This is a genomic window from Pseudoalteromonas sp. MSK9-3 (assembly GCF_003590335.1).
Lineage (GTDB): Bacteria > Pseudomonadota > Gammaproteobacteria > Enterobacterales > Alteromonadaceae > Pseudoalteromonas.
The window spans coordinates 58,430-82,113 of the sequence record NZ_MIET01000030.1; the positions used below are offsets into that span (position 1 = coordinate 58,430).

Consider the following 23,684-nt stretch of genomic DNA (forward strand, 5'->3'; position numbering starts at 1 on the left):
AAATAGTGAAGATCTGGACAGTCGCAAATCAAAAAGGTGGAGTAGGGAAAACAACCACTGCTGTGAGCTTAGGTGGCATATTAGCGTTGCAAGGAAAGCGGGTATTACTTATTGACACTGATCCTCATGCTTCATTAACTTACTATTTTGGTATTGATTCCGAAGAGTTAGAAGTGAGTGTTTATGATATTTTTGCTCGTGGTGCAGCAATGCAAAGCGAAGAGATTTTGCAGGCCTTATGTCCATCAACAATTGATAATTTAGATATTTTGCCAGCAACGATGGCAATTGCGACACTCGATAGAAGTATGGGAAACAGGACTGGTATGGGTCTTGTCCTGAAAAAAACGTTAGCGAAAATTAGCGAACACTATGATTATGCAATTTTAGATTGTCCACCTGTGTTAGGGGTTTTGATGGTGAATGCCTTAGCAGCCAGTGAACGTATTTTAATTCCTGTGCAAACAGAGTTTTTGGCATTGAAAGGGCTGGACCGCATGATGCGAACGATGGAATTGATGCAAAGTTCGCAGTCTAAAGATTATCAATATACGATAGTTCCGACCATGTACGATAAAAGAACAAAAGCATCGTTAGAGGCGTATAAGTCGTTACTTGCAAACTATAAAGAGTATGTTTGGCCTGGAGTTATTCCTGTGGATACTAAGTTTCGAGATGCTAGCCTTGCGCAGAAGGTACCTGTAGAATTTTGTCCTAAGTCTCGCGGGGTGTTTGCATACCAAGCATTATTAGAGCATTTGCAACAGGCTAAATAGAGGTATTAATGAGTAAGCATTTGTTTGCTAATGAAAAAGTAATGAAGCAGTATTTAGGTGCTTTGTTGACTGAGGAGCCTCTTCAAGAAGAAGAGTTGGCACCTGTTGCTAAATTATTAGAGCAAGTACAAAGTGTTGATGAAGTAGTTACGGATATTGAAGCCGAAGCGGTAGCACCTGAATTAGAGGTCAAAACGCATATTGTAGATGTTTCTGAGTCGATAGATGTTGTAGAGGAACCTCAAGATATCGTTGAGCTACAAGCAAAAAATCTTGAGATAACAGAAAATAATACTATTATCAAAGAAGCAACAGAAACGGTAAATCAATCCGTTAGTGCACGAGAAGCGTATGGTGAAGATGAATTTCAGGCGCTATTTTTTGAAGTTGCAGGGTTAACACTTGCAGTTCCGTTAAAATCATTAGGCGGAATTCACCAGTTAGGTGAAATAAACCAGTTGTTTGGCAAGCCTAAATGGTTTAAAGGGGTGATGTTAAACCGAGAAGAAAAGTTAAATGTTGTAGACACTGCACGGTGGGTTATGCCCGAAAAGTTTACAGCAGAGCTTGAGGAGCGTTTAGATTATCAGTATTTGATAACTCTGGGCGATAGTCCATGGGGCTTATTGGCAGAGAGCCTAGTTAATAATATAACCTTGCAACCAGATGATGTAAAATGGCGTACAAGCGACAGTAAACGACCATGGTTGGCGGGAGTTATTAAGAAGAAAATGTGCGCCTTAATAGACGTCGATAATTTGAACCGCTTGCTTGAGCAAGGCCTCGATAGTCGAGAGCAGTAACTAAGATCTTTATGGAGTAAAACCATGAGCCAAGATAGACTACTTTCTGCAGACAAGAATGCTGATAGTAACGATGAAGTTCTTCAATGGGTAACGTATAAACTTGAAGACGAAACGTACGGCATTAATGTAATGCAAGTACAAGAAGTGTTACGTTACACTGAAATAGCACCCGTACCAGGCGCACCAAGCTACGTACTGGGCATTATTAATCTGCGTGGTAATGTTGTTACCGTTATTGACACTAGAGCGCGCTTTGGACTAATGAGTGCAGAGGTTACTGATAATTCGCGTATTGTAATTATTGAAGCTGAAAAGCAAGTTATTGGTATTTTGGTCGACAGTGTTGCGGAAGTTGTATACTTGCGCAGTTCAGAGATTGATAGTGCGCCAAACATTGGTACTGAAGAAAGTGCTAAATTTATCCAAGGTGTATCTAACCGCGAAGGTGAGTTGTTGATCTTGGTTGACCTTAATAAACTGCTCAATGATGATGAGTGGGATGAAGTGAGCCATATATAAATAGTGGAAGTAGTAAATAATAATTTGGTTTTACTGTTTGTCTCAATAACCTCAAGTATGCTGTCGCTAGTCTGCTTGGGGTTTATTTTTGTGCTTACCAAAAAAAATCAACAGAATGAACAAAAACACAAGGTGTTACGCGAACACTTGCAGCAGAGCGAAAACCAAACTGCTATTTTACGTAGTGAAATTGCTGAGCTTAGGTCTGGTTTACTGAGTATAGGTCAACGACTGGTTGCATGTGAGAATTACGCCAAAGATATCGCACAGCAGCAAGCTGCTCAAAAGTATGATGATCCAGATGCTAAAATCTATTCACGTGCTGTAAAAATGGTAGAGCTGGGTGCTGACATTGAAGAGATCATGCGTGAATGTGAATTGCCTCGTGCAGAAGCCGAACTGCTCATGTCTTTGCATAACAAATCGTCATGATCAGGCTTTAATATCAAGTTTGCTATTAAAGCCGCTCCATCCAGGGGGGAACTTTCCCCTTAAAACATACGAAAAAGCAATTAACTCAGCAATGACATAATAGAGCTCTGGAGGGATCTCCTGATTTAAATCTAGCTTACTGAGCGTGTTAGCTAGGGTTGCATCTTGATGCAGCATAATGCCTTTCTCTTCAGCGAGCGCAATTATCTCGTCGGCAAGTTCACCAAACCCTTTGCAGGCAACGAGTGGTGACTTTCCGGCTTCATATAATAGGCCTATTGCTGTTTTTTGTTCCATACTAGCTCCCGTTTTATACCTGAATATTGACGATCGAGTGACTATTAAAGAATAACTCTACTTGCTCAGCGTTTTCAGATAGAGCAATTTCGCTAACTTGTAAACCGTGCTCGCTGAGCTTCCGACGTAGCCCATCAATGTGGGGCGCGGCAAGTTGACGTGCCTGTACTGTACTCGCCAGTAATTGTATATCAAGTGCTTTATCCATTAGCTCAGCGTGTGCACTGATTTTCCCTTGATTAGCATAATCAAAGTTTAAGCGAATAAACCAAACTGTTTTCTCTGGCATATTTTCTTTGGCTTTTTTCTTATATTGCCCAATTTGTAATTCAGTTTGCTTACAATCGGGGGGGAGTTTCATGGGTAAAAATAAGCTGAGTAATAGCTGTGTATCGGAATCAAACTTAGCTGCATTAGGACTTGCTGGCAAGTTCGCGTGACTTGCGTTGTTTATTTGTATTAAATCATCTACTAATTGTGATTGTAGTAGTGGTAAGTTTTGCAGCATTTGCTTAGGTTGTACACTTTTGAATTCGGGCGTCAGTGTTTTGAGTAAAGTATGTAAGCGTTCTAGCTGTGCATCTTCACTATAACCTTGCACCGCTTTTGGCGCAGCAAGTAGTGTTACGAGGAGCTTGTCGAGTGCTTGTGTAAAGCTTGCTGCTGTCTTCATTATTGTGTTTGGTTGTGAGCTTAAGAGCTGTCCTAATTGTGGTTGTAATTCTTGTAAGACCTTTGCAGAGTTGGTGTTTTCTTCGCTTATCATTCTTGAGAATGCGTTGTTGACTAGCCTTGTTAAATCTATCGAGTTATTGTTTTTATAATTGAGCAGTGCCTCTATTTTTGGAGAAATATCAGAATTAACAGCTGTGTTTGATTGACTGCTTGGTTTGACGGCTAATAAGGGGCTTAATAACAAGCGCTCTATCGGCAGTTTTGGCACGTATGGTGTCTCAGAGAGCGGTTTGTGACGTGCTGTATCGGCGGGTATGTTTGTTTCTGGTGCTGTGAGTAACGGCGGCGTTTGTACTTTCAGTAACGTAGGGTTGGTTTGAGCGGCCTCTTTATGAGAGAGTGATGATTTAGCTAATATAGGGTCTTGTAAGACCTGTGTTAGTTGCGACATAAGTTGAACAACGGGAGGTTGTGCTGCGTGTTGAGCTGATTGAAGCACCATACGAGGGCCAGCCTGGTTAATCAATTGAGGCGTAAAGGTTGCTGTACTTCCAGGTGTTGCGGCCGTCAATTTTGGATTATTCGGTCCACTAAAAGGCAGCGCAGCCCATTTGAGAAGTGCCGTTTTTACAGCGAGCTTGATATCATCTAAGCTGATATTCAATAAAGGTTTAGTATAGTTTAAAGTCGTTTCAGGGCGTACTGAGTCGACGCTTTGGATTGTGGTTGTTGGTTGTGTCGTAACGCCAGAAAATTGACGTTTAACGGGGTGAGACAGAGCCAGTAAATGAGATTGTGGTATCTGAGATAACTTGACCCCCTGAGTTTGCTTGGATATTTCTACAGGAAACCATTTATTGCCCGCTTTGCTCGGTTGAGCATTGATCAGTGCATCCGATAGTTTTAATGGCTGTTGTGACTCAGTAAATTTAATTTGCACACTTTGTTTGTCGACTAACATAAGCGGCATCTGTTTTTGTGCTGATAAGATATCAATGACTTTGTGTTTGCTAATAGTACCAGCCAATAATTTGTCTTCAAATTGATTAAATAATGTGAATGATATTTTATGCGCGTCGGCCTGAATACCAGCAACAAGTTTGCTTTCGTTTTTAAGCACTTGTGCAAGTGCAGGATTAATTGACAGTGACATGCCTAATTTATTGAAGTGTAATTGTGGATGAGGTTTTTCGGTTACACTAACATGGTGTTGAATATTGGTACTTGGGTGCTGGTTTTTTAATAATGTGAGTAATGATAATAACGCGTCGGCAGCTTTGATTTGCACATTTTGTTCGGGCGTTTTAAGGGTTAAACTTTGCCCATTATTGTGCACTGTAATGAGTGCTTCTTCAATACGAACGGGTACAGTGTTGCCATTATTTATTGCTAAGCGCAGTGGTTGCCACCTCCCATTAAGTTCAACTTCCATCTGCAGGCTATCAGGCTTGATGACAATATTTCTCGCAGTAAACGTTTGTGTCGAGAGATTAAGCTCGCTTTTTGTACCAGCATCGCTTAAAACTGCGCGAGTGTCAGATGTACTCGAAGGTTGGATAGATATTGGCTGCTTATTCATTATTTTAAATCAAATTTTCAGTAATCGTTTGTGTTGGATTATTCGTATTACCATACCATTATGGTAGACTAACGCCCAATTTTGAGTAGCGAGAATCATCAATTTGCTAGAGATTAAATCTGTCACTTGTGTCAAACAAGAGCGTTGTTTGTTCGAGTCTTTAAGCTTTGCTTTAGACGCAGGTCAAATTATGCAAGTTGAGGGCCCAAATGGGGCTGGTAAAACATCTTTGTTGCGCATTATTGCTGGATTCGCGAATGCCGATGAAGGGGAAGTCATTTTTCAAGGTCATTCAATCACACAATGTTATGACGACTTCGCTGCTGAACTTTTATTTATTGGCCATAAAACAGGCGTTAATGGCCAGCTTACGGCTTATGAAAATGTATGCTATTGGTTAGATGTACATGGTTATGAGCGTGCCACAAACATTTATGACATTTTGGCGAAATTGGGTTTAGTTGGTCTGGAAGATGTCCCTGTCCGAACACTATCAGCGGGCCAACAGCGACGGGTTGCATTAGCACGACTTTGGCTGAATAACGCTAAGGTATGGATTTTAGATGAACCGTTTACGGCGCTTGATAAAAGGGGCGTTGTAATGTTGCAGCAACAGTTTGCTCAGCAGTTGAGCCGTGGTGGGGCTATTCTACTAACAACTCATCAAGATTTAACTGCACACTTTTCTGCTCTGAAAAAAGTGGTTTTGGAGTACCGACATTAATGAACGCATCACATTCCTACTGGCAACTTTTTTATGCAGTATATTCTAAAGACTTAACTTTGGCGTTTCGACAACGAGCAGAAATTGTTAACCCGCTATTGTTTTTCCTTATCGTTATTACCTTATTCCCACTTGCCATAGGCCCTGAACCTGCTTTATTAGCTCGTATGGCGCCAGGAATTATTTGGGTGGCGGCTTTGCTGTCGACCATGCTTGGTTTAGATAAAGTGTTTCGGGATGATTTTAATGATGGGTCGTTAGAGCAGTTAATTGCATCTGCATATCCTTTACCGCTAACCGTCCTCGCTAAGGTGTTAGCACATTGGACAATAACAGGGTTGCCAATGGTATTGATGGCTCCTGTTTTTGCCTTACTTATGAATTTAGATACTCAACTGTTGACTGCAACATTGCTAACGTTGTTAATTGGCACGCCATTACTGAGCTTTATTGGCGCAATTGGTGCAGCATTAACCGTTGGGCTGCAAAAAGGCGGCATATTAATGAGCCTTTTAGTACTACCTTTGTATATACCTGTATTAATTTTTGCGACGTCTGCCATCGACACCAGTAGTATGTCATTGGCGTATGGTGGACAACTCGCGATCCTGGGGGCTATGTTAGCGGTAGCAGCTGTTATGGCCCCTTTAGCAATATCGTCAGCTTTAAAAGTGAGTGTAAGTTAACATGTGGAAATGGTTACATCCCTATGCAAAAGCAGAGCGTGCATATCAATTGTGTAATACGCTACTGCCTTATTTTACCGTGTTTACCGTTGTGTCTTTGGTTGTTGGTTGGATCTGGGGGCTCGCCTATGCGCCGGCAGATTATCAACAAAAAGACAGCTACCGTATAATTTTTATTCATGTCCCCTCTGCAATTTTATCTATGGGGGCTTACTCATCCATGGCCATTGCTGCAATCGTCGCGTTGGTATGGCAACTCAGAAATGCTGAGTTGGCAGTGGTCGCCATAGCACCTGTCGGGGCTGCGATGACCGTTATCGCATTGGTGACTGGTGCTGCTTGGGGTAAACCTATGTGGGGCGCATGGTGGGTGTGGGATGCACGACTAACATCAGAGTTAATATTATTATTTTTATATTTAGGGGTTTTATCTCTTTACCATGCGTTTGAAGATAAAAAATCAGCCGGAAGAGCTGCCTGTATTTTGGCAATTGTGGGAGTTATTAACCTCCCGATTATTCATTTCTCTGTTGAGTGGTGGAATACATTGCATCAAGGGGCAACGATCACCAAGTTTGATACTTCAGCCATAGATCCGTCAATGCTATGGCCGCTGTTCGTTAATATTGCTGCGTTTGCTGGCTTTGTTGGGGTGGTGACGTTAATTCGGTTGAAAAATGAGATCTTACAACGAGAAAAGCATCGCCCGTGGGTGCGTGATTTAGTAAGTCGAGGTTAAGTATGCAATTTGAGTCATTTAGTGATTTTATAGCGATGGGCGGATATGGCTTTTATGTCTGGTTATCGTACGGTAGTTGTGCTTTTGTATTGTTATCGGTGTTGTTAAGCTCTTTGCATGATGCAAAACAGCTTAAACAGCAGGTTAAATTACAAATAGAGCGTGAAGCGAGAATTAAGAAAGCACAACAGGAGCAAGCAGTATGAATCCTAGACGTAAAAAGCGCATGCTCGCAGTTTTAGCTATTATTTTTGGTGTGGGATCGGCAATCGGCTTAACTTTATACGCATTGCAAGAAAATATAAATCTATTCTATACACCAAGCGAGTTAATTGAAGGTAAAGGCGAGGGGAAAGAAAAACCTTTCGTGGGTCAAAAGTTAAGAATTGGCGGTATGGTTGTACCTGGATCTGTGGTACGAGATGAAACCAATTTAGATGTGACATTCAAATTAGTTGATACTGGCCCGCTTGTTACTATCAAATATCATGGTATTTTGCCTGATTTATTTCGTGAAGGGCAAGGTATTGTGGCACAAGGCACTTTGATTGAACCTAATGTCATAGAGGCATTTGAAGTACTTGCTAAACATGATGAAGAATATATGCCCTCTGAAGTTGCTGAAGCAGTTAAAGGCATTAAACATGTTAAGCCAACTTATAACTTAAATAGCGAGAACTAAGATGATCCCTGAGATTGGTTATTTCTCGTTAGTGCTTGCAATGGCTCTTAGTCTTTTGCTGTGTATTTTTCCTATGTGGGGTGCTTACACTGGGAATTTAAGATTGATGCGTGCAGCACCGTCATTGGCGGTAGGTCAATGTTTATTTGTGCTTGTGTCTTTCGCAATTTTGATTTACATAACGCTTATGGATGATTTCACCGTTGCATATGTCGCGCATCATTCAAGTACTAGCTTACCTTGGTACTACAAAGTTACCTCCACATGGGGTGGTCATGAAGGAGCCATTTTATTGTGGTTAGTCATGCAATCAAGCTGGACGGCACTCGTTGCGATGATGTCAAACTCATTACCTTGGGTATTACGAGCACGAGTATTAGGTGTTTTAGGCTTCCTGGGTGTGGGTTTTATGCTATACACCTTGTGGATGTCAAGCCCATTTGAGCGTTTACTTCCTTATTACCCTGTTGAGGGTCGCGACCTTAATCCCTTGTTACAAGATCCAGGTATGATCATACACCCCCCATTGCTTTACATGGGGTATGTTGGGTTATCGGTATCATTTGCTTTTGCCATTGCTGCGCTATTAACTGGAAAATTAGACAACACTTGGGCTAAGTGGTCACGGCCTTGGACAATGGTTGCATGGGGCTTTTTAACCCTTGGGATAACCATTGGAAGTTGGTGGGCATACTCTGAACTTGGCTGGGGAGGTTGGTGGTTTTGGGATCCTGTAGAAAATGCTTCGTTAATGCCGTGGTTAGTTGCAACGGCGTTGCTGCATTCATTGGCAAGTACCGAAAAACGCGGCATCTTTAAGTCTTGGACCGTGTTGCTTGCGATCACAGCTTTTAGTTTGTGTCTGCTGGGGACCTTTATTGTACGTTCCGGTATTATTGTGTCGGTTCATGCATTTGCAACTGATCCTGACAGAGGATTATTTATTCTGAGCTTTTTACTTGTTGTTGTCGGCGGGAGTTTGGCTTTATATGCCATGCGCGTGTCTGAGGTTAAAAGTGAGGGACGTTATAAGTTGCTCTCAAGAGAAGTTACATTATGGGCAAATAACATATTTTTAGTGGTTGCCACATTGATTGTGCTCCTTGGCACCTTGTTACCGATGATCCACAAAGAACTAGGGTTAGGATCGATTTCAATTGGTGTACCTTTCTTCAATCAAATGTTTGCGATATTGATTGTGCCGTTTGCATTGTTATTGGGGATCGCACCATTTTTAAGGTGGAAACAAAATAAGCCGTCGCCTTTGGTCAAAAAGGCACTGGGGTTAGTTGCCAGTTCTTTATTACTAACTGCTGTGTGGTTGTACGGTAGTTACGATACGGTATCGGCATTAACGTTCGTTGCTACCGCGTTGGCTGTTTGGATCACGTTAGGTGCCTTGTTAGATATTTTTGAAAAAGTATCAGTAGAAAAGCAATTATTACAAGGTTTTAAGCGTCAAAGCTTAAGTTATTGGGCAATGATATTAGGTCATGTAGGCATCGCCTTTGTGATTGCAGGTGTTACATTAACATCAGCTTATTCGGTGGAGCGTTCAGTCAGTGTAAAACCTGGAGATATTGCCCTGCTTAACGAGTATCAATATCGTTTTGAAGGCGTTAAAGAGATCCGCGGGCCGAATTACAGTGGCCATGCCGGGGTGGTTACTGTATTAAAAGGTGAGAAAAAAGTCACTGAGCTTTATGCAGAAAAGCGCCTTTATGATGTTGGCATGCAGTTTATGACAGAAGCAGCCATTGATGATGGTTTTTTCCGAGACTTATACTTGGCACTTGGTGAGCAGCTTAGTAATGGGTATTGGTCACTGCGTATCTATCATAAGCCTTATGTACGTTGGATGTGGTTAGGCGGCTTATTAATTTCATTTGCTGGCTTTTTGGTTGTTGCAGATAGGCGCTATAGAAAGCGTGCTCACAACAAAAAAACGGATGGAGTAACGTCATGAATAAGAAGTTCTTAGCGATTATTCCGTTTTTAATTTTTATGTTTCTCTGTGTCTTTTTGTATCAAGGCCTTTTTGGAAATCCTCGTGAGTTACAAACAGGGCGAATTGGTCAGACTATGCCTAGCTTTGCGCTGCCCGATTTAATGGATGAGGATAAATTATGGACAAATACAGATTTGCTTGGTGACGTTTATTTATTAAACGTATGGGGTACTTGGTGTCCAACTTGTATTGCTGAATTAGGCTATTTAGAGCAGTTGCGCGGGCAGGGTGTCCGCATCATAGGTTTATACTATGAGCAAGCTTATGACCCTGATTTTGGTGACCACTTTGACATTGATGCACTTCGCACAGAAGTAAAAACAATGCTTAAGAGGGCGGGAGATCCGTACCAGTTTAATATTTTAGATTTAGAGCGAACATTGGCACTCGACTTAGGAGTGTCAGGTGCACCAGAAACTTTTTTAGTAGATAAAGAAGGTAAAATATTGTTGCACCATACGGGAGATATAAACCCCAGAGTATGGCGAGCTAAGTTTGCCCCGGTGATCCAGGAGTTATCACAATGAAAGCTGTATTGATGATGTTGGCGATGGTGATGAGCCTGGCCGTATATTCAGCAGAAGATAAATACGAATTCTCAACACCAGAGAGAGCGGCAACATTTAAAGAGTTGACCCATGAATTGCGCTGTCCTAAATGTCAGAACCAAAACATTGCCGATTCTGATGCGATTGTAGCCAAAGATTTAAGAGATAAAGTAGTTACCTTGGTCCACGATGGAAAAAGCAAGCAAGAAGTGATTGATTATATGATCGACCGCTATGGTTACTTTGTTCATTACCAACCTCCAGTGACACCAGCCACGATTATTTTATGGGTGCTACCTATTTTGATCGTTATCATCGGTTTTGGATTTATCCTATTTCGACAAAAAAAGGCGTCTAGAAAGCAGGATTGGAACTCAGATGATGAGAAAAAGTTGGCGAAGTTAATTGCTCAATACCAACGTAAGGAGCAACAATAATGAATGAGATGATGACAATGTGGGCGATGTTCGCCTTACTCACTGTGCTTGCAATATTATTCGTCGTTGTGCCGTTTTTACGTAAAGAGTCGATATTGACGCTGGATCATGATGCCAATGCTGAACGCATTGATATTTATCATCAAAGGTTGGAAGAGTTAAATCAAGATTTAAATAGTCAGCGAATAGAGCAAACGGTTCATGACGAATCTATATTGGAATTAAAGCAGCGCTTGTATCATGAGTTATCACCAGAAAAGCAATTGAACAGTCGGGGTAATAACCGCATTTTCGCTTTAACAGGTGTTGCATTTACACTCGCTGTAAGTGGGGTTTTCTATAGTTTTACGGGAAGTCAGACACAAATTGAAAACTGGTATGAAGCAATCGACAAGCTACCTGAATATGGAGAGCGCGCGGTGATGCAGCAAGGAGAGCCTTTAAGCCAGAATGAGTTGCAAGCATTTGCCCTTGGTCTGAGGACTAAACTCGCAAACAGCGGCGATGATGCCGTAGCCTGGATGTTACTTGGCCGTGTTGCTATGTCTTTAAATGACTACACGATGGCGAAGCAGGCGTTTGATAAAGCTTTGCAAATGAACCCTGATAATAACAATATATTAGTTAATTACAGCCAAGTCTTGCTGGTCGAAGGCTCCGATACAGGTATGAATCAGGCTGCTAGCATGTTATCAAAAGTTTTACAGTCAGAGCCCAGCAATATCGATGCGATCTCTTTATTGGCATTAATTGCGTATGAACGTAAAGACTGGGTTGAGGCTAAGACTGCTTTTGAAGTATTACTTTCTACAATGACGGATTCAGACCCGCGTTACAGTATGATTTCTCAGCGTATTGCAGAAATAGATGGGCAATTAAGCGATGAAAAACAGCAGACGATCGGTGAAATGACGGGTCCTAGCTTAGCCGTTACCGTTACGCTAGCTGATAATTTAACTAAATCAGTGCCTGAAAATGCCACTTTATTTGTATTCGCAAAGGCAATAGATGGCCCGAAAATGCCACTTGCTGTAGAAAAACTTACAGATTTTAACTTGCCTTTAATGGTCACTCTGGATGATAGTATGGCAATGATGCCAAACTTAAAGTTATCTAATTTTGAGCAAGTTGTCATAACTGCACGTATCTCTGTAGACAATTCAGTTACGATCAGTAATGGGGAGCTTGAGGGGCAATCAGAGCCAATTACATTAACTGGCTCAGCACAAAACCATACGGTAGAAATAAGCCATGTAATTACCAGCACAGGAAGCTAAATGTTTAAACCTATTTATAGCGTGTTATTAGCGCTGACAGTTCTTTCGGGCTGTGCAACAGTACCTGAAGAGAAAAAAGATGAACGAGATCCATTACAGTCTTTTAATCGTCCTATCTATGACTTCAATATGGACGTATTGGACGCGTATATTTTACGCCCTGCTGCGGTCGGTTACCTAGCGGTTACCCCAGCGCCAGTCAGGGCTGGCATTGTTAATTTTACGACCAATATAGCAGCGCCGATTGATGCTGTTAATGCGGGGCTACAAGGTAAGCCTGGAGATATGGGCGTCAATGTTGCCAGGTTTTTGATCAATTCAACGGTGGGCGTATTAGGGATATTTGATGTAGCCAGTAATTTCGGCTTAAAACATCAAGATGAAGACTTTGGACAAACGTTAGGAGTATGGGGTCTAGGTGACGGTGCATACGTGATGTTGCCAGCCATGGGTCCTTCCACTGTTAGAAATGTGGCGGGAGATCTTGTTGATAATTTAGTACTTCCAGAGATTGCTTTATCAACACCTCAGACCCTGGTTTTATTCGCTTTGCGTGCTGTTGAAGCGCGAGCGTCACTGATGGCGCAAGAGAGCTTACTGAGAGAGTCACTCGATCCCTATGTGTTTATGAAAGATATTTACTTTCAAAGGCAGTTATATGAGCTTTACGATGGTAATCCACCAATGGAAGAAGAAGAAATGGATTTTGATGAAGACTTTTTAGAAAATTTATAATTTGAGTGAGTATACGTTATTAAAGAAAGATAGGCTGGCGACGGGCATGGCCAGCCTATAAAGGGAGTATGTAGGCTCCCATAATTTTGATTAGTGCATCATACTGCGTTGTTTTCTGAAAAAACCAAGCTCATTTAAATTGGCTATTATTGCAGGGTCATCAAGACGCTGTGGGATTTCTTGCTCACGAAGTGCATGATCGGCAGGGACCGAGTGCAGGTCTAGCATCTTATGAAATAAAATACCTCGTATTGTCAACGCTGTCATTCCATTGTCTTGAAGCTCATCTAAGCGACTTTGTAAATCCGAGAAGGGCGCGGCTTTGACGTCATCAACAACAGCAGAGAATTGATTTACTGGTTTTGTTTTAAGCATTTTTACCCTCATTAGATTGCATTAACACGATGGGAGTTTTCCATGCATACTCCGATATTTCAAAATTTTTGTGTTAAAAATAGATACTTACGTATTTTCGAATAAAGCCAGTGTACTCTGTTTTAGGCTGTGATTACTAACTTAGATGTAAAGTTTTGTAAATCGCAAGAAGGAGTGTTTGTTTACAGTTTGTATCTATAATCTAGACGTCTAGAAGTAAGGTATTGATGAGGAAATAAAAATAATTATCAGTACCTTTAATGGTACTGATAATTCAGTGACTGTTCTAAGAAAATAATTTTTGTTTAACGTGTTCGGCGAAACCACTTCCGGCTTCTAAATAGAAGTTATAGGTATAATCTACCCCCATTTCTTCTAATTCCTTTTGTTGATCTGGGTAATTCGCGATGGCGGTGACTTGCCCGCTGAACCCTGAAGCATTGAGTTGTTCTAATGCATAGATGTTCTGCATATGTTTTGGCATAGCGAGCATGACCATTTCAACATTTGAGTGATTAACCCGCTGCCAGAAGTCGGGGTCGGTTGCATCGGCGAGTAAGACTCTTCGGCCTCGCTTAACATGGCGTTCGACCACCTCAGGCTTAATATCGATTCCCGCAATAATACCGGCGTTAGATGCCTCAATCGTTTCATATGCACCAGTCCCAATTCTCCCCATGCCGAATATAACAATTTGGGTATCGGTCAAATTAACAGGCAGTTCTTCTTCTAAACGTTTACTGCTTTCGAATTTAAGTAAAAAAGGCTCTAGCTTTACAAATAGTTCGTTGGCTCTTTTATTCAGTGGTGACGCTATAACAAAGGTCAGAGAGACCGCTATTGCTACAACGGCTAACCAATCAGAAGTAATTGCGCCGCTGGAGGCTGCCACTGCACATACAATTAAACCAAACTCACTATAGTTTGAGAGGGTAAAAGCACTGAGCAGTGAGGTACGTGCACGTAGTCTAAATAAATTTGTGAAGGCATAGTACAGTGAAACTTTGACTGGCAAGACAACGACCAGCAATAACGCGATTAAAAACGCATTGGTTGAAATATTGGCATTAAGTCCAATATTTAAGAAAAATCCAACCAGCATGATATCTTTGAGATTGAGTAAAGACTTTGAGAGCTCACTGGCTTTTTTGTGAGGTGCGAACATCATACCAATAATGAGTGCGCCAAGGTCGCCTTTAAGGCCGGCATATTCAAAAGCATGGTAACCAATCACTAGTGCGAAGAAGAACCCGAACAAGGGGAGTAGCTCACCGTGCTTCGAACGATTTAAAACCCAAAACATCACAGGTTTAAGTGCAAACAAACTTACAAGTAATACGAGTGCCCACATATTTGGTATTTTACCGGTGCTGATGGCTAAAAACGCCACTGCAAAAATATCTTGCATAACTAAAATACCAATTGATATTTTGCCGTGTAGTGTTGCCATTTCACCGCGTTCTTCTAATACTTTAACGGCAAATACGGTACTTGAGAAACTAAAAGCAAAGCCTACTAACATGGCACTGGTTAAGGATAATTCTGTAAATAATGGCAGAGAAATGTAGCCGAGAAGCATTAAAAGGCTCGTGAAAAATGCCGTGCATACCACAATATGCAAAGTTGCAGGTGCCCACACTTGCGGTTTGATTAAGTTTGAAACCTTTAGCTTCAAGCCAATTGAAAATAACAGCAGCGTAACGCCTAAATCGGCCAGAGAAGTGAGTAACTCTGTTGTTTGATGACCAAGTAGGTTTAAGACAAACCCTGCCATTAAAAAGCCGATAAGTGGCGGGAGTTTAAGTTGATACACTGAGAAACCACAGACAAAAGCGATGGCAAAAAACAGTAATTCCATTTGGCAACCAATTAGAGAAATTTTGTACTTAAAGTGTATCAAAACCTGCTGATTTATAAATTAAAAACTTATAGAAGAGGCCATAAATTAGCAGCATAAAACCGAGTATGAATAAGATATTCTGATTTATGTTATAAATTTTCACTGACAAACTCTATTTTTTATGGTTAAGATGCAAGAAAAGGAGCAATCTCGAACAGGAGACTTAATGTTTAAAAAAATCCTTGCATCAGTAGGTATCGGTGCTGCGAAAGTCGATACTGTTTTAGAGACCGAGCATTTACAACCTGGGCAGAAGTTTCAGGCGCAGATCATTGTAAATGGTGGTGATGTTGTACAAGAGGTGACAGGTCTGGAACTCGCCTTGATGACACGTATTAAACATGATGGTGAAAATGGTGAATACTTTACCAATCATGTTTTGGAAAAGTGGAGCGTCGGAGAGCGCTTTAGTATCGGGCCAGGTGAGCAAAAAGTCATCCCTTTTGAAGCACGCTTACATTCAGAAACCCCGATCACAGAAATTAACGCAGGCTATAATTATAGTTTTGTTTGGATTGAAACAGGGTTGGATATTGACCTTGCGCTTGATCCATCGGATAAAGACACTTTACATATTTATCCAAATGAGGCGGTTAAAACCTGTATGGCCGCGATGGGGAAGTTAGGGTTTACATTGGTTAAAGCTGATGTTGAGCAAGGCTATTTGAAAGCCGCGGACTTTCAATCCTTTTCAGGGTGTTATCAAGAACTTGAATATAGGCCTAATAGCCAATCCATTTTTGGGATACAGGAAATAGAGTTGTCTTTCGTACCTGAGGCACATAAAACACATGTTTTAATTGAACTCGATAGAGCATTTAGAACAGATGGATATGTGGACTTAACAATTGAACACGGTCAAGTGAATTTGTCGGCACTTTGCGATCAGCTAGAGCGACTATTTGCTTAGTAATAAAGAGTTACATGCGATTAAGCCCAGCCATGCTGGGCTTTTTTATATGAGGTGATAATGATGCAATGGCAGTGTAAGAAGTTTTTAGAGTTAGATGTTCCAACATTATTTACCATTATGAAGGCACGGGTTGATGTTTTTGTTGTAGAGCAGGCGTGTCCATACCCAGAACTTGATGAGGTTGATCGTGCGTTTGATACTCATCATGTATATGCCTCGGTGGAGGGCTGTATCGCAGCTTATGCGCGCGTGTACGTTCAAACGCCTGAGTGTATTGCAATTGGCAGGGTTTTAGTTAGTGAGCCGTACCGTGGGAAAGGAATAGCAGCGACGTTAATGGAAAAGAGCATTGAGGTGGCAATAAACTGCGGGCCATACAGTGAAATCAAGCTGAGTGCGCAGACGTATCTTCTGAAATTTTATGCTGAACAGGGCTTCAAATCCATTGGGGAGCCTTACTTAGAGGACGGTATTGAGCATCAGGATATGATTCTAATCTCTGAGAGAAAATAGTATAAAAGGTGCTTATAACGCACCTTCTATACTCAGAAGCGGTAAGGGACTTCTATAACGAGTGTATAAATACCAAAGCAATGGCAATTGGACAGACGAACTTAATGTACCATGGCCAAATCTTCCAAAACCAAGTTGCAGCAATGTCAGGGCTACCTGATTCAATTTCTTCTAGCAGTGTCCCTCTGTTCCATAACCAACCTACAAAGATACAACAAAGCATGCCAAGCAGTGGTTGCCCAAACTGTGTGGTCAGACTGATAACTAGGCCAAATAGTGCATTAAAGTTAAATATGATGGTAAAGCTCACAAGGGTGATAAGTGCACCAATGATCCACGTGGCTTGGATACGTTTTAGTGCGAATTTCTCTACAGCATACGATACCGGCGCTTCTAGCATTGAAATAGAAGAGGTCAGGGCTGCAATACTCATTAAGGCAAAGAAAGCAAAACCGACGAACAAACCAACTTCACCCATCCCGTTAAACAGAGCAGGGAGCACTTGGAATACTAACGTATCTTCTGATAGCAAGCTGCCATCTGCGGCAAATATGTCAACGCCTTGAGCTTGCGCTACGTACATTGCAGGTATGATCAATAAGCCGGCGACGAACGCAATTAAAACATCGATGAGTGTGACATACGCGCCCAAAGAAACTAAATTCTCTTTTTTACTGATATAAGAGCCATAAATGATCATCACGCTAGTCCCCAAAGACAACGAGAAAAATGCTTGGCCTAAGGCACTCACGAGCAAGTCTGGGTTGAGCAAAGATGAAAAGTCTGGGATCAGATATGCTTTTAGCCCTTCGCTAGCGCCATCTTGAGTGAGGACATAGACGATGAGTAAAAACAAAATGCTTAGCAAAGCTGGCATTAAACGTTTAGACCATTTCTCAATACCATTTTCGACCCCTTTACTAATAATCGCGATAGTTAAAATGATAAATATCGAAGTAAAGAAAAGGTCTCGGCCTAAAGATTGGGTACTTAGCCAATGAGTCATGTCAGGCATACCGGCGAGCTTGGTAACGGGCTCAATGGTAGCGCTAAACATCCAACCTGCAACAATTGCATAAAAGCTTAAGATTAAACCTGCACAGACAATTCCCCCGAACCCAACGAAAAAAGCGAAGCGTTTATGGGTCGGTTTGGAAGAGAGCTTTTGTAACGATGAAACGGCATTAGCTTGCCCATATCGTCCTATTACAAGCTCTGCCATCAATGCGGGGTAAGCTAAGCAAAATGCTAAAATTAAATACACTAGCACGAATGCAGCGCCACCATTACTGGCGGTTTGGGTTGGAAAGCCCCATATATTACCTAGACCAACTGCAGACCCTGCTGCGGCCATAATGAAACCAAAGCGAGAACTGAACTCTCCGCGAACACTGCTCATATTATTTATACTTCTCTATTTTTATAACGGCGACCACAATCTACTGTAATTAATCCTAAATAAAAAGTGCTAATTGCACTCTAACTAACATGATCTAGGACAAAAGTGTACTCGCTTTGAATCTGTAAGCTTTATGATGCGTAAAACTATGTATTTACTTAATATTAAATTTAGGATTATTAATGATTTAAGTCGCTTGTAAATGTGAACCGTTTGAGTATTTTTACAGTGCCCTTGTAGCTTTACACGGTATACTTAATGTGAATTTAGCACCTCCTAACGTGTCAGATTGTGACACGGAGACCTTGCCGTGATGCCAATCGACTACTTTCGCAACAATCGCAAGTCCAAGACCATATCCTTTCTCATCGCGGTTTCGGTGATTTTGTTCCTGAAAGAAGGGGCTAAATACTTTATGCCAATTGTTAGGGGCAATACCTGGCCCATCGTCTTCAACATCAATGACGATGTACTGATCAAGCTCATGTACCTTGACAAAGATATTATGGGATGCGAATTTGCAGGCATTACTTAATAAATTGGTGACTGCACGGGCCAGCCAGTGAAGATCTGCGGTGAGAAATAATTCAGGGTCAACTTCGTAACTGCTGAGCAATTCGGCTTTGCTAATTTTAGGTTGCACCTGCTCGATAAGCGCAACTATGTAGGGAGTTGCGTGAGTTGATTCGAAATTAAGCAAGTGCGCCTTTTGTTCTAAGGTGGCAAACGATAAATAGCTAGACAACATATTTTCCATTTGATCTAAGTCATTTTCCATTCGGGATAAAATGGACCTGACTTGCTGCATGTCTGGTTCTTCAATTGCTGCATCTAACCCAAACCTTAAACACGCCACTGGGGTTCGAATATCGTGAGAGAGGCTCGAAGCCATGAGTTTATTTTCAGCAAGCAGTTTGTCGATTTGGTTGGCCATGCTATTAAAAGTGAGCTCTACATCTTTAATGTAAGTAAAGTGATTTACTTCGATACGAGCGCTCATATCACCGCTAGCAAAACGTTTTGCGGCCTCGGTTAACACGGATAGCCTTTTTGCTAAGGGGGCAAGGATAAACCACATAAAAGCACAGATCCCAGCATAAAAGATAAACGTGAGCGCAATATCACTATTTTGTTCTTTGGCGGGTTTTTCAACTTTTAGCTCTAAATAATCAGGTAATAATGCATCGTTTGTTTTTAATAAGTTTAATCCTTGTTCTTCTTCAAGGAGCAGTTGCCCTTCGTTTATCATTTTCGTTTTGAGTTCGAGAGGTAATGCTAGTGTGTCGCCTTTTCTATAAGTCAGCGTGATGTTGAAATCACGGCTCAAACGCTGCGTAAAATCGGCTCTTTGGTCGACGGGTTGCCGAGCAACTTGCTGAGCAAAGCCATTGGTTAATGTGCTTTCCCAACTGAAGTTATCAACAGTTGGGGCTGTCTGTTGGCTAAAAGCGTCAATGAGTAAGCTCAGAACGACAATCGAGATAATTGCACTGGTAAGCAAATATAAATAAAGTTTCTTCACGAAATATAACTACCAGGCACTGGGCACCATCAAATAGCCTTTACCCCATATCGTTTTAATTTTCTCGGGCTGTTGTGGGTCATCATTAAACTTTTTACGCAAGGCAGAAATAAGTACATCAACACTGCGATCTAGTCCGTCATATTCACGGCCTTTTGTTGCCTTAAAAACGGCATCTCTTGAGACGACTTCACCCGCATTAGAAGCGAGAAAATGCAACAGTAAATATTCAGCACTTGAGATATTGACTTCATGGCTATGAAGGAGCACTTTTCGAGCTTGCGTGTCAATGCTCAAATTACCTACTTGAATTAGGTTACTGTTAGCGTCTGCGGGTTTATTATCTTGTGTTGTGCGTAACATTGCTTTGATACGAGCGAGTAATGCACGAGGTCTAACAGGCTTTATCACATAATCGCTTGCACCGACTTCAAGGCCGATGACTTCGTCCATTTCTTCATCTCTGGCTGTGAGCATGATAATTGGTTGGTGATAAAATTGTCTTAATTCTCTACATACACTAATGCCATCTTGTCCTGGAAGCATAACATCTAACAACACAATATCTGGGTTCGTAGACTTAACCATAGAAACAACTTTATCACCGCGCTCACACACATGGGTAGTGTAACCTTGGTTGTTTAGATAATCGGCGACCCACTGCGCTAGGGATGCATCATCTTCGACGAGTAGAATTGTACCGTAATTGTCCATTTAAATTGTCTCCTACGCCAATCATGGCAAGTTTATAGGCTGGCCCTGTTTATGCTTAAGTGTAGCGCCAATGTTGTTGTTTGTTAAGCTGTTCTGAGTGCTCGATGTACCTCGTTATTGAATATTTAGACCGTATATCTGTATTTCTGATAGAAGGAATAGTTAATATTACAGGGTAAGTACAAAGTAGCTATGTAACGCGTTAAGCGAGGCCAGTAATCGCTATCTGTCACTGGCCATTCTAAAGAGTAGGAGGATACTTTGCTGTAAAAAATTGTAAGCTATTGAAGGTTAATTTTTTCAATCAGTAAATTGGTCAATGAAGTTTGCATTGCGCTGCTTAAAGCGCTGACTTCAGTTTCAGTGCACGCACCGGCAATTTTTGTTGGCTGACTTACACTCGTTTTTACATCATAACTAGGTATGGTGATGGGATTGTTAAAGCGGGCTTGTCTAGCCGCTTCGGTGTTGTGCTTCACAATGAAAGAGATAACGGCATGTTCGTTCGAAATGCTTTGACTTTGCGTGTAATTAAGTTGGAGTGGGATCCCTTGAAAGCTAGCGCTATCGATAGATGATTTTGCGAACCATACTACGTCTGATGAGGCCTGGTGTGTGAGGCGCATACTGACTGAAGCAATGATGTTGGCACATTGATAACTGGGTACTTGCTGTGCTAAGCGCGTAAAAAATGGGTGGGGCTTTTTAGGTTGATTAAGCGTGTATATTTTATCTGAGCCAAACTCCAAGTCCAATTGGTGTACGGTTAATACGTAATCTGCTTTACTTGATGTGACAATCTTCAAGCCTTTGGTATTAAGTGACTGGATTAACTGCGCTTTAAGTGTATCAGTCATGCTGACTTTATCAGTCACAATACGCACTGTATTATTCTTTTTAATAGGATGTGCAGGCAGCTGCACTGACTTTATACGTGCTGAATCAAGTTCAGTACTGTAACTAAGCTGGTAAACTTCTTTTGTTAAAAGAGGTTTTGCAGGAATATCAAGTTTCGGTGCTAGCTTCTTGGTTGATACGCAACCAAAAGTGAAACTTAAAATAATAATACAAAACAGTAACCGCATCTAAATACCTCAATCGCGTTAAAAAATTATTTAGCCTTTACAAACAGTGTCTAACTTCGTGTACACTTCACTCAAGAAAATTAAAATGAGTCAATATGAAGTTTTTAGTTTCAGTCGTATTTTGGCTATTCACTGCTCACTCTTTTGCTACAGACTCCGCAAAAGTTCAGTGGAACCAATTTTTGAACAGCTATTCTAAGCAAGTCGAGCGCAAACTCAAAGAAAAATCCATTCCTGGAGCAGCATTAAGTATTGTTCATGGCGAATTAGGTGACTATGCGAAAGGATATGGTATAACAAAAGTGCGAAAAGGGAGAGCGGTTGATGCCCATACTCGCTTTAGATTGGCATCAGTATCTAAAACCTTTGCTGGCTCTTTGAGTGCGAAGTTAGCCAGTGAGAACAAATTACTACTGGATGATTATGTTAGTGATTATTTACCTGCTTTTGCTGATTCAGAATATAAGCATTTAAAACTCTATCATTTATTAAGTCACTCGAGTGGCTTGGTCCCCAATGCATACGATAATTTAATTGAATCTCGTATGCCTTATCAAGATATTGTTGAGCGTTTGATATCGGTTGAAAAAATATGCCGACCGGGTCAATGCTATGGATATCAGAATGTGATGTTTAGCATCATTGCAGACGTTATTTTGAAAGCGACAGGTATGCCTTATGAGCGATGGCTCAAAGAGTTTGTCTTTACGCCACTTAATATGAATGATGGTGGGGTCGGGTTAGCGAATATGACTCGAGATACAAACTATGCACTACCCCATGTTCTGGGAAGAAAGCGTTGGCATACAGCAAAACTCAAGGCGAATTATTATAAAGTTGCACCAGCTGCGGGAGTGAACGCAAGTGCAGCAGATATGGTGCAATGGTTAAAGTTGCAATTAGGCTATTATCCCAGTGTGATGTCGTTGGAGGCGCTCACAATACAAAGCAGACCCTATACGCGCACAAAACGTGAATTGCGACGCCGTATTTGGCGTGAGCACGTAACGCAAGCTTATTATGGGTTGGGCTGGCGCATTTATGAATATGAAGGGACAACATTGTATTATCACAGTGGCTGGGTGCAAGGCTATAGAACCGATGTTGTGGTGATCCCTGCAATCAATATGGGCTTTAGTTTATTATTGAACGCAGAAAGTGGGGTGATAAACGCCTTAACAACTGATTTTATTAATAGTGCGCTACAATTTGCTCAGAACACACCAGAGGCATAGCCTTTGGTGCACTGAGCTTTCAAAAGAATCAATTACGTACGAGGTAATTGAATCTTTTTCTCTTCACTTTGGCGATATAATACTATCACATGGCCAATGCTCTGTACTTTATAGGCTTTAGTTTCTCTTACAATCGCATCAAAAATTAGCTGCTTTGTTTCGCGATCATTAGTCGGCACTTTTACCTTGATAAGTTCGTGGATGGTCAAGGAATGGTCGATTTCCATTACCACACCTTCTGTTAAGCCGTTTGATCCGAGCAAAACAACGGGTTTTAATGGGTGTGCTAATCCTTTTAAGTACTGCTTTTGTTTATTTGATAAGGTCATATTGGTACAATTTACTAAATATAGGCTTGAATTATTGATATTCTACCGCCATCTAGACAATATTACTAATGAGTTGCAGCGAATAATGACAAATAAAAAACACTCAGCGAGTTCCCAGCGCTGGTTAAAAGAACATGTTGATGATCCATATGTTCAAGAAGCACAAAAACGAGGGTTTCGTTCACGGGCTGTATTTAAGCTAGAAGAGATACAGCAGCGTGACAAATTGATAAAACCTGGTATGAGTGTTGTCGATCTTGGTGCGGCTCCTGGTAGTTGGTCTCAGTACCTTGCAGAGCAAGTTGGCGCAAAAGGTCAAGTTATTGCGTGTGACATTTTACCGATGGACTCTTTGCCTGGTGTTGACTTTTTACAAGGCGATTTTCGTGAAGAGGCTGTATTAGATGCTTTACTAAATCGCATTGGCGGTAAAAATGTTGATGTCGTATTTTCTGACATGGCACCTAATATGAGTGGTAACATGTCGACCGATCAGGCTGGAAGCATGTATTTAGTCGAACTTGCGTTAGATATGTGTCATCAAGTACTGCGCAAAAACGGCGGATTTGCTGTAAAAGTGTTTCAAGGTGAAAGCTTTGATCAATTTGTTCAAGAAGTACGTAAATGCTTTAACGTGGTAAAGATCCGCAAGCCAAAAGCGTCTAGACCTCGTTCGAGAGAAGTATATATAGTGGCGACAGGCTACAAACTGTAGTACAGTTGGACAGCATTAAGTTGAATTTAAACAATTTTGGATACAAGAGGTTAACCCCTTGAGC

27 protein-coding genes are annotated in these 23,684 nt (G+C 41.3%); 18 read left to right on the forward strand and 9 right to left on the reverse strand.

Features of this window, described 5'->3' with window-relative positions:
- Positions 1-5 precede the first annotated feature (5 nt).
- The 4 genes from BGP78_RS13380 to BGP78_RS13395 are packed head-to-tail and all read left to right on the forward strand — an operon-like array spanning position 6 to position 2,533.
- Positions 6-776: a ParA family protein gene (locus BGP78_RS13380; RefSeq protein WP_119861837.1), complete on the forward strand. Its 771-nt coding sequence runs from the start codon at positions 6-8 to the stop codon at positions 774-776.
- Positions 777-784: 8 nt separating this feature from the next.
- On the forward strand, positions 785-1,579 hold the full coding sequence (locus BGP78_RS13385; protein WP_119861838.1) for a chemotaxis protein CheW: 795 nt from the start codon (positions 785-787) through the stop codon (positions 1,577-1,579).
- A 24-nt stretch (positions 1,580-1,603) separates the two neighbouring features.
- Complete coding sequence (locus BGP78_RS13390) at positions 1,604-2,101, forward strand: chemotaxis protein CheW (RefSeq protein ID WP_119861839.1); 498 nt, start codon at positions 1,604-1,606, stop codon at positions 2,099-2,101.
- 57 nt (positions 2,102-2,158) lie between these two features.
- A complete protein-coding gene (locus tag BGP78_RS13395; RefSeq protein ID WP_171044265.1) occupies positions 2,159-2,533 on the forward strand; it encodes a DUF2802 domain-containing protein in 375 nt (124 codons plus the stop codon).
- Here BGP78_RS13395 and BGP78_RS13400 read toward each other — a convergent pair whose 3' ends face one another.
- Together BGP78_RS13400 and BGP78_RS13405 are read right to left on the reverse strand one after the other, a co-directional pair.
- The gene (locus BGP78_RS13400) at positions 2,534-2,830 is read right to left on the reverse strand and encodes an EscU/YscU/HrcU family type III secretion system export apparatus switch protein (protein ID WP_119861841.1); all 297 of its coding nucleotides are present in this window, start codon (positions 2,828-2,830) and stop codon (positions 2,534-2,536) included.
- Between the two features lie 13 nt (positions 2,831-2,843).
- Positions 2,844-5,084 carry a flagellar hook-length control protein FliK gene (locus tag BGP78_RS13405; protein WP_119861842.1) on the reverse strand — a complete coding sequence of 747 codons (2,241 nt, stop codon included), beginning with the start codon at positions 5,082-5,084 and terminating at the stop codon, positions 2,844-2,846.
- 103 nt (positions 5,085-5,187) lie between these two features.
- On the opposite strand from BGP78_RS13405, the gene ccmA reads away from it, so the two are divergent.
- Genes ccmA through BGP78_RS13455 form a run of 10 tightly spaced genes read left to right on the forward strand, consistent with a single transcriptional unit; the run spans position 5,188 to position 12,920 of the window.
- A complete protein-coding gene (gene ccmA / locus BGP78_RS13410; RefSeq protein WP_119861843.1) occupies positions 5,188-5,808 on the forward strand; it encodes a cytochrome c biogenesis heme-transporting ATPase CcmA in 621 nt (206 codons plus the stop codon).
- Entirely contained in the window at positions 5,808-6,494 is a 687-nt protein-coding gene (gene ccmB / locus BGP78_RS13415; RefSeq protein ID WP_119861844.1) for a heme exporter protein CcmB, read from the forward strand. The genes ccmA and ccmB overlap by 1 nt, the downstream gene beginning before the upstream one ends.
- Before the next feature lies 1 nt (position 6,495).
- Complete coding sequence (locus tag BGP78_RS13420) at positions 6,496-7,233, forward strand: heme ABC transporter permease (RefSeq protein ID WP_119861845.1); 738 nt, start codon at positions 6,496-6,498, stop codon at positions 7,231-7,233.
- A 2-nt stretch (positions 7,234-7,235) separates the two neighbouring features.
- Positions 7,236-7,439 carry a heme exporter protein CcmD gene (gene ccmD, locus BGP78_RS13425; protein ID WP_119861846.1) on the forward strand — a complete coding sequence of 68 codons (204 nt, stop codon included), beginning with the start codon at positions 7,236-7,238 and terminating at the stop codon, positions 7,437-7,439.
- Complete coding sequence (gene ccmE, locus BGP78_RS13430) at positions 7,436-7,915, forward strand: cytochrome c maturation protein CcmE (RefSeq protein WP_119861847.1); 480 nt, start codon at positions 7,436-7,438, stop codon at positions 7,913-7,915. Before ccmD ends, ccmE begins: the two co-directional genes overlap by 4 nt.
- Position 7,916: 1 nt before the next feature.
- Positions 7,917-9,881: a heme lyase CcmF/NrfE family subunit gene (locus BGP78_RS13435; protein ID WP_119861848.1), complete on the forward strand. Its 1,965-nt coding sequence runs from the start codon at positions 7,917-7,919 to the stop codon at positions 9,879-9,881.
- Positions 9,878-10,450: a redoxin family protein gene (locus BGP78_RS13440; RefSeq protein ID WP_119861849.1), complete on the forward strand. Its 573-nt coding sequence runs from the start codon at positions 9,878-9,880 to the stop codon at positions 10,448-10,450. The genes BGP78_RS13435 and BGP78_RS13440 overlap by 4 nt, the downstream gene beginning before the upstream one ends.
- A complete protein-coding gene (locus tag BGP78_RS13445; protein ID WP_119861850.1) occupies positions 10,447-10,908 on the forward strand; it encodes a cytochrome c-type biogenesis protein in 462 nt (153 codons plus the stop codon). Before BGP78_RS13440 ends, BGP78_RS13445 begins: the two co-directional genes overlap by 4 nt.
- Before the next feature lie 8 nt (positions 10,909-10,916).
- Entirely contained in the window at positions 10,917-12,185 is a 1,269-nt protein-coding gene (gene ccmI / locus BGP78_RS13450) for a c-type cytochrome biogenesis protein CcmI (RefSeq protein ID WP_182912290.1), read from the forward strand.
- Positions 12,186-12,920 (forward strand): VacJ family lipoprotein, encoded by a 735-nt coding sequence (locus BGP78_RS13455; protein ID WP_119861852.1) that lies wholly within the window; start codon positions 12,186-12,188, stop codon positions 12,918-12,920. It abuts the gene before it with no gap.
- 90 nt (positions 12,921-13,010) lie between these two features.
- On the opposite strand, the gene BGP78_RS13460 is transcribed toward BGP78_RS13455, so the two are convergent.
- Complete coding sequence (locus BGP78_RS13460) at positions 13,011-13,295, reverse strand: hypothetical protein (RefSeq protein ID WP_119861853.1); 285 nt, start codon at positions 13,293-13,295, stop codon at positions 13,011-13,013.
- A 286-nt stretch (positions 13,296-13,581) separates the two neighbouring features.
- Positions 13,582-15,153 carry a cation:proton antiporter family protein gene (locus tag BGP78_RS13465; protein WP_119861854.1) on the reverse strand — a complete coding sequence of 524 codons (1,572 nt, stop codon included), beginning with the start codon at positions 15,151-15,153 and terminating at the stop codon, positions 13,582-13,584.
- Positions 15,154-15,361: 208 nt separating this feature from the next.
- On the opposite strand from BGP78_RS13465, the gene BGP78_RS13470 reads away from it, so the two are divergent.
- Positions 15,362-16,105, forward strand: coding sequence for a sporulation protein (locus tag BGP78_RS13470; protein ID WP_119861855.1), 744 nt, complete (start codon positions 15,362-15,364; stop codon positions 16,103-16,105).
- Positions 16,106-16,168: 63 nt separating this feature from the next.
- Positions 16,169-16,621, forward strand: coding sequence for a GNAT family N-acetyltransferase (locus tag BGP78_RS13475; protein ID WP_119861987.1), 453 nt, complete (start codon positions 16,169-16,171; stop codon positions 16,619-16,621).
- Between the two features lie 52 nt (positions 16,622-16,673).
- Here the strand turns inward: BGP78_RS13475 and BGP78_RS13480 are convergent, their stop codons facing one another.
- The 4 genes from BGP78_RS13480 to BGP78_RS13495 all read right to left on the reverse strand — a co-directional run bounded on the left by BGP78_RS13480 (position 16,674) and on the right by BGP78_RS13495 (position 21,341).
- Positions 16,674-18,020 carry a sodium-dependent transporter gene (locus tag BGP78_RS13480; RefSeq protein ID WP_119861856.1) on the reverse strand — a complete coding sequence of 449 codons (1,347 nt, stop codon included), beginning with the start codon at positions 18,018-18,020 and terminating at the stop codon, positions 16,674-16,676.
- 223 nt (positions 18,021-18,243) lie between these two features.
- The gene (locus BGP78_RS13485) at positions 18,244-19,542 is read right to left on the reverse strand and encodes an ATP-binding protein (protein WP_119861857.1); all 1,299 of its coding nucleotides are present in this window, start codon (positions 19,540-19,542) and stop codon (positions 18,244-18,246) included.
- A gap of 9 nt (positions 19,543-19,551) precedes the next feature.
- A complete protein-coding gene (locus BGP78_RS13490; protein WP_119861858.1) occupies positions 19,552-20,256 on the reverse strand; it encodes a response regulator transcription factor in 705 nt (234 codons plus the stop codon).
- Between the two features lie 281 nt (positions 20,257-20,537).
- The gene (locus BGP78_RS13495; RefSeq protein ID WP_119861859.1) at positions 20,538-21,341 is read right to left on the reverse strand and encodes a hypothetical protein; all 804 of its coding nucleotides are present in this window, start codon (positions 21,339-21,341) and stop codon (positions 20,538-20,540) included.
- Between the two features lie 95 nt (positions 21,342-21,436).
- On the opposite strand from BGP78_RS13495, the gene BGP78_RS13500 reads away from it, so the two are divergent.
- Positions 21,437-22,576, forward strand: a complete 1,140-nt coding sequence (locus BGP78_RS13500; protein WP_119861860.1) for a serine hydrolase — start codon at positions 21,437-21,439, stop codon at positions 22,574-22,576.
- Between the two features lie 32 nt (positions 22,577-22,608).
- Here BGP78_RS13500 and yhbY read toward each other — a convergent pair whose 3' ends face one another.
- Positions 22,609-22,905, reverse strand: coding sequence for a ribosome assembly RNA-binding protein YhbY (gene yhbY / locus BGP78_RS13505; protein ID WP_119861861.1), 297 nt, complete (start codon positions 22,903-22,905; stop codon positions 22,609-22,611).
- 85 nt (positions 22,906-22,990) lie between these two features.
- Here yhbY and rlmE point away from each other — a divergent pair, with 85 nt between their 5' ends.
- Entirely contained in the window at positions 22,991-23,620 is a 630-nt protein-coding gene (gene rlmE, locus BGP78_RS13510; protein WP_119861862.1) for a 23S rRNA (uridine(2552)-2'-O)-methyltransferase RlmE, read from the forward strand.
- Positions 23,621-23,684: the final 64 nt, after the last annotated feature.

Coding starts and splice junctions, on each gene's coding strand:
- BGP78_RS13385 (WP_119861838.1), top strand. CDS start 785: ATGAGTAAGCATTTGTTTGCTAATGAAAAAGTAATGAAGCAGTATTTA.
- BGP78_RS13390 (WP_119861839.1), top strand. CDS start 1,604: ATGAGCCAAGATAGACTACTTTCTGCAGACAAGAATGCTGATAGTAAC.
- BGP78_RS13395 (WP_171044265.1), top strand. CDS start 2,159: ATGCTGTCGCTAGTCTGCTTGGGGTTTATTTTTGTGCTTACCAAAAAA.
- BGP78_RS13400 (WP_119861841.1), bottom strand. CDS start 2,830: ATGGAACAAAAAACAGCAATAGGCCTATTATATGAAGCCGGAAAGTCA.
- BGP78_RS13405 (WP_119861842.1), bottom strand. CDS start 5,084: ATGAATAAGCAGCCAATATCTATCCAACCTTCGAGTACATCTGACACT.
- ccmB (WP_119861844.1), top strand. CDS start 5,808: ATGAACGCATCACATTCCTACTGGCAACTTTTTTATGCAGTATATTCT.
- BGP78_RS13420 (WP_119861845.1), top strand. CDS start 6,496: ATGTGGAAATGGTTACATCCCTATGCAAAAGCAGAGCGTGCATATCAA.
- ccmD (WP_119861846.1), top strand. CDS start 7,236: ATGCAATTTGAGTCATTTAGTGATTTTATAGCGATGGGCGGATATGGC.
- ccmE (WP_119861847.1), top strand. CDS start 7,436: ATGAATCCTAGACGTAAAAAGCGCATGCTCGCAGTTTTAGCTATTATT.
- BGP78_RS13435 (WP_119861848.1), top strand. CDS start 7,917: ATGATCCCTGAGATTGGTTATTTCTCGTTAGTGCTTGCAATGGCTCTT.
- BGP78_RS13440 (WP_119861849.1), top strand. CDS start 9,878: ATGAATAAGAAGTTCTTAGCGATTATTCCGTTTTTAATTTTTATGTTT.
- BGP78_RS13445 (WP_119861850.1), top strand. CDS start 10,447: ATGAAAGCTGTATTGATGATGTTGGCGATGGTGATGAGCCTGGCCGTA.
- ccmI (WP_182912290.1), top strand. CDS start 10,917: ATGATGACAATGTGGGCGATGTTCGCCTTACTCACTGTGCTTGCAATA.
- BGP78_RS13455 (WP_119861852.1), top strand. CDS start 12,186: ATGTTTAAACCTATTTATAGCGTGTTATTAGCGCTGACAGTTCTTTCG.
- BGP78_RS13460 (WP_119861853.1), bottom strand. CDS start 13,295: ATGCTTAAAACAAAACCAGTAAATCAATTCTCTGCTGTTGTTGATGAC.
- BGP78_RS13465 (WP_119861854.1), bottom strand. CDS start 15,153: ATGGAATTACTGTTTTTTGCCATCGCTTTTGTCTGTGGTTTCTCAGTG.
- BGP78_RS13470 (WP_119861855.1), top strand. CDS start 15,362: ATGTTTAAAAAAATCCTTGCATCAGTAGGTATCGGTGCTGCGAAAGTC.
- BGP78_RS13475 (WP_119861987.1), top strand. CDS start 16,169: ATGCAATGGCAGTGTAAGAAGTTTTTAGAGTTAGATGTTCCAACATTA.
- BGP78_RS13480 (WP_119861856.1), bottom strand. CDS start 18,020: ATGAGCAGTGTTCGCGGAGAGTTCAGTTCTCGCTTTGGTTTCATTATG.
- BGP78_RS13490 (WP_119861858.1), bottom strand. CDS start 20,256: ATGGACAATTACGGTACAATTCTACTCGTCGAAGATGATGCATCCCTA.
- BGP78_RS13495 (WP_119861859.1), bottom strand. CDS start 21,341: ATGCGGTTACTGTTTTGTATTATTATTTTAAGTTTCACTTTTGGTTGC.
- BGP78_RS13500 (WP_119861860.1), top strand. CDS start 21,437: ATGAAGTTTTTAGTTTCAGTCGTATTTTGGCTATTCACTGCTCACTCT.
- yhbY (WP_119861861.1), bottom strand. CDS start 22,905: ATGACCTTATCAAATAAACAAAAGCAGTACTTAAAAGGATTAGCACAC.
- rlmE (WP_119861862.1), top strand. CDS start 22,991: ATGACAAATAAAAAACACTCAGCGAGTTCCCAGCGCTGGTTAAAAGAA.